This window comes from Psychrobacter sp., from assembly GCF_035469765.1.
Classification (GTDB): Bacteria; Pseudomonadota; Gammaproteobacteria; order Pseudomonadales; family Moraxellaceae; genus Psychrobacter.
Genome location: NZ_DATIRM010000215.1, coordinates 1 through 4,217, shown reverse-complemented (window position 1 = coordinate 4,217; position 4,217 = coordinate 1). Strand labels below are relative to the sequence as shown.

The window sequence follows — 4,217 nt, the reverse complement described above, 5'->3', positions numbered from 1 at the left end:
GATGTGTGCGTGACACCTGTGCTGACATTAGAGGAGGCAAAGGCGCATCCTTTATTTGCTCACCAAGATGAGCACAGTGCAACATCAGGCTGGCAGTAAGATGACACACTAAGACTGCTATGAAAAGTAGTTACGTGAACTTAGTTCGCAAATCATTGATTGGCAAGTTTGAAGACAATGATGCATATTTATACAGTATGAAACCGCTTAGACATCTACATAGCGGTTTCATTGTCTATATTTTGGTTACAGTTTATATAGTACTAACCAAATACTTTCATACGTTCTTCAACAGGTTTAAATGTTTTGTCGCCTGCAGGCTGCTCGATTGCACCGAATACCATTTGAGCGTTTAGCGCCCAGTCTTTGTCAATATTCCACGTTTCAGCAATCTTGTCATCGATGACAGGATTATAATGTTGCAGATTTGCACCAACGTCGATGCTGGCCAATGCCGTCCAAATAACATACTGATGCATCGCGCTGGTTTGATTTGCCCAAATTGGGAATTTGTCAGCATATAACGGCGCGTTTTCTTGCATGCTTTTCACGATGCTTTGGTCTTCAAAGAACATGACGGTACCTGCACCCGCTTTAAAGCCGGCGATTTTTTCTTTTGTTGATTTAAAATTCTCTTCATCACCAACGATTTTACGTAACGTCTCTTCAGTGATATTCCACAGTTTCTGATGCTCTTCACCAAACAATACGACGACACGCGTTGATTGTGAGTTAAATGATGACGGCGTATGTAAGATAGCATGTTCAACCAGCTTTACGACTTTATCATTAGATACTGGCAATTGATTGCTCAATGCATAGATAGAACGACGTTTTTCGGCAAGCTTTTGTAAAGTATTTAAGTCTGACATAGTGTTTCTCCAAATGGTTAATATACATTGATTCGAACGAATAAGTGATCGGTACGATTCATGGCTATATCTAGCGTTCACACCTTCAATAGCCCTTTTGTATTATAAATAAAATTAAAGCGCATCGAAGCGTCCATTAGCTCATTGGCACTTCCATGAGTAGTACCTTAGCATCCTCTTCTACATCCATTATAAAGTTCTTAGTATCCCAAATGCCAAGACCATCACGCGTATCTAAATTGTTACCACTGACAAAAACTTTACCGCTAATGACAAAAATATAAACGCCGTTGTTAATGTCTTTTAACTGATACGTTTGAGTCACACCTTTATCAAAATCGCCCATGCTAAACCAAGCATCTTGATGAATCCATACGCCAGCATCGTCAGCATTAGGTGACAGGATTTGGTTAAACTCGTTTGGTTGCATGATGTCACCCATGCATATTTGCTGATAGCGAGGCGTGACGTTCGTCTTATTTGGGATGACCCAAATTTGTAGGAGTTTTACATCTTCTTTATCATCGCCGTTCATCTCACTATGAGTAATACCAGTACCTGCTGACATGACTTGAATCTCGCCCGTTTCGATAATACCATTATTACCGATATTGTCGCCGTGACCGAGCTTACCCGATAAAGGAATACTGATAATTTCCATATCGCGGTGCGCATGCTTACCAAAGCCTTGACCACCGATGATGCAGTCATCATTGATGACCCGTAGGGCACCAAAACTCATACGTTCTGGATTGTGATAATTGGCAAAGCTAAAGGTATGCTTGCTTTGCAGCCAGCCGTGGTTAGCATCGCCACGAGAGGCTGCTGCATGATAGATGGTTTTCATAATTTATCCTTAGATATTAATAAGTTAACTGTCTATAAATTTATTAGTCATGAAATTTTTAAATAATAGGTCTATTATAATTGTTGTATATTGATAGATAAATAACGGTAATTACAATTGACTATTCTTATTTTTAGAACAATAAAGCTATAAAAGTGATGTCGTATATTGATCACAGAATCATTGTGTTAGAGCAGAGTCAGCTACGTCAACGGTTGCTATAAATCCACTAATGAGTAAGCCAAAAAGCCATTACGCGATATGTTGTAAAAACTCTTTATTACGCGCCATCACTGATAAATACAGTACTGGTAGTACAAACAATCCTACCGCCCAAAAACTCAGCTGCATATATAAAAGCGCACCCACTAAAGCGCCCATTAAAAAGCTAAAAACCAATACCGAGCTGTGTGCGAGATTTTTGCCATTATCGGCAGTCCGATTGACCAAGTAGTCGGTCAAGTTAATGCCTAATTGGGTGGTATTACCCGTCATCAATACAGTCGGGCTCATGTGTTTAATTACCGTTTTACTGGCAGTATTACGAATCGCCAACGCAATCAAACCTAGACCACCCGTTATCGCCACGGTTATATCGCCTGCATCGACAAAAGGCTGATAGTAAAGACCGGCTATCATAAAGGCGGTCAAAAAAACGGCTTCCGCTAAGAATAAATGACTCAGCGTGAGCTGTTTATTTTTACTATGATCAATAAACATCTTGGTCACCATCACCGTTAGAATAAATAACGGTAAGGCGGCAAGCTTAATCCATAGACCAGCTTCACCTTTGACCAAACCGCTGCCAGCCATCACCAAGTTACCTGTGACATGAGCAGTAAAGAAACCAAATAAGGTTATAAAACCGATGGTATCAATCGCGCCGCCGACCACTGTCAATAACACAGGCGTTTGATATCGTTGCCAAAAGCTTGGCAAGTTATCATTGGCAGTGCTGTGATCATTAATTATCATAATTATTAGTTGCCCTAGATGTACTCTTAATTCCCGTTTTCTTAGTTATTTGCAGTTATCTGCGCGTACTACGGTTATCTATTGAATAAGCGCCTGCACCATGAGCAAAAATATATGTACCTAAGCAGTGTTCATATTTTAATTGTTGACCACGTATAGATAAACCGTAATAATCACAAATAACAGTTCTTATTTAAAGAACAGTCAGGAAGAGCTTTAAATGGGACAACTAGAAGATATGGCAATGTTTGTACGCATTGTCGAAGCAGGCAGCATCACCAAAGCCGCCGAGCAATTAAATATCGCTAAGTCAGCGGTTAGCCGTCGTCTCAAGGATTTAGAGACACGTTTGGGCAGTCAATTAATTAGCCGAACCACGCGTCAATCGCATTTGACCCAAGCCGGTGAGCAGTATTACCAAAAGGTGAACAATATACTCAGCGAAGTTGACGCGCTGAATGAGGAGACTAGTGGGGCGCCAACCCGTATAGAGGGCACCCTAAAGATGACCGCGCCATTATCATTTGGCTTGATGCATTTAAATGATGTCATCGATGAGTATGCCAACCAGCATCCTAACTTGAACTTTGAGCTGGATTTCTCTGATCGCCATACGGATTTGGTTGAAGAGGGATTTGAGTTAGCGATTCGTATTAGAGAGCTGCAAGATTCTAGTTATCAAGCCAAACGCTTAGCACTGATTCGTTATGCACTCTGTGCTAGCCCCGAATATTTAGAGAGAATGGGCACGCCAAAGACCATAGACGATCTAGCAGAGCATGAGATTTTGCAATACGGTCTGAGCAAATCTAGCACGATAGAGCTGATAGATGAGCAAGGTAAAAAATATCAAGTCGCCGTCAACTCAAGAATAAAAGTCAATAACGGTGACTTTTTACGAGAAATGGCGGTAAAAGGGCATGGTATTGCTTTTCTGCCTACTTTCATTACTTATCAAACCTTAGCCAGTGGTGCGCTTGTGCCCATCATGCAGCAGTATCAATTGCCGACCTTAAACGCTTATGCCGTTTATCCCAAAAACCGCTTTTTATCACAGCGCTGTCGCTATTTAATTGACTTTATCGCTGAGCGTTTTGGTGATAATCCGTATTGGGATCGGTTTTAGTTTGTTTAACTGCTATTTGGGTTGGATGTCGTCGCACCTATGAGAATCACGGTGTGTTTCAGTTAAGAGAGTAGACAATGGTGAAATTAAGGGTGTCATTAGTGAAGATCACTAAACGATAACAATAGACATAATATCCTACGTTCACATAGCGTATTTGTAGCTGTCACCACGATAGCTATGTCAATAAACCTGCAACTTATTGGATAATAATATGAGGACACGCCCTAGCAGTCACGCCAACTTAGAGGTTAGCTTGCCAAAAATTGGCGTAGCTAATAAAAACATCAGGCTTAATCAAGCGGTCTCAGGCTCTGGTGCTCGTTACACCAATAACTCTGATCCTAAAATGAGCTATGATTGGCATACTAAAGCTGATTATGGAATTATGAGAGTA

Annotated in this window: 5 protein-coding genes; 2 read left to right on the top strand and 3 right to left on the bottom strand. The window is 40.9% G+C overall.

Annotated elements, in window-relative coordinates; translation table 11 throughout:
* Positions 1 to 263 precede the first annotated feature (263 nt).
* The 3 genes from VLN09_RS06095 to VLN09_RS06085 all read right to left on the bottom strand — a co-directional run bounded on the left by VLN09_RS06095 (position 264) and on the right by VLN09_RS06085 (position 2,694).
* Complete coding sequence (locus VLN09_RS06095) at positions 264 to 872, bottom strand: nitroreductase family protein (RefSeq protein ID WP_325244668.1); 609 nt, start codon at positions 870 to 872, stop codon at positions 264 to 266.
* Between the two features lie 136 nt (positions 873 to 1,008).
* Positions 1,009 to 1,719, bottom strand: a complete 711-nt coding sequence (locus VLN09_RS06090; protein WP_325244666.1) for a pirin family protein — start codon at positions 1,717 to 1,719, stop codon at positions 1,009 to 1,011.
* Positions 1,720 to 1,971: 252 nt separating this feature from the next.
* The gene (locus tag VLN09_RS06085; RefSeq protein WP_325244664.1) at positions 1,972 to 2,694 is read right to left on the bottom strand and encodes a YoaK family protein; all 723 of its coding nucleotides are present in this window, start codon (positions 2,692 to 2,694) and stop codon (positions 1,972 to 1,974) included.
* Positions 2,695 to 2,914: 220 nt separating this feature from the next.
* Between VLN09_RS06085 and VLN09_RS06080 the strand changes: the two genes are divergently transcribed.
* The gene (locus VLN09_RS06080; protein ID WP_325244662.1) at positions 2,915 to 3,820 is read left to right on the top strand and encodes a LysR family transcriptional regulator; all 906 of its coding nucleotides are present in this window, start codon (positions 2,915 to 2,917) and stop codon (positions 3,818 to 3,820) included.
* 214 nt (positions 3,821 to 4,034) lie between these two features.
* Positions 4,035 to 4,217, top strand: a 183-nt coding sequence (locus VLN09_RS06075) for an MliC family protein (RefSeq protein WP_325244660.1), incomplete at its 3' end; no start/stop codon positions are given.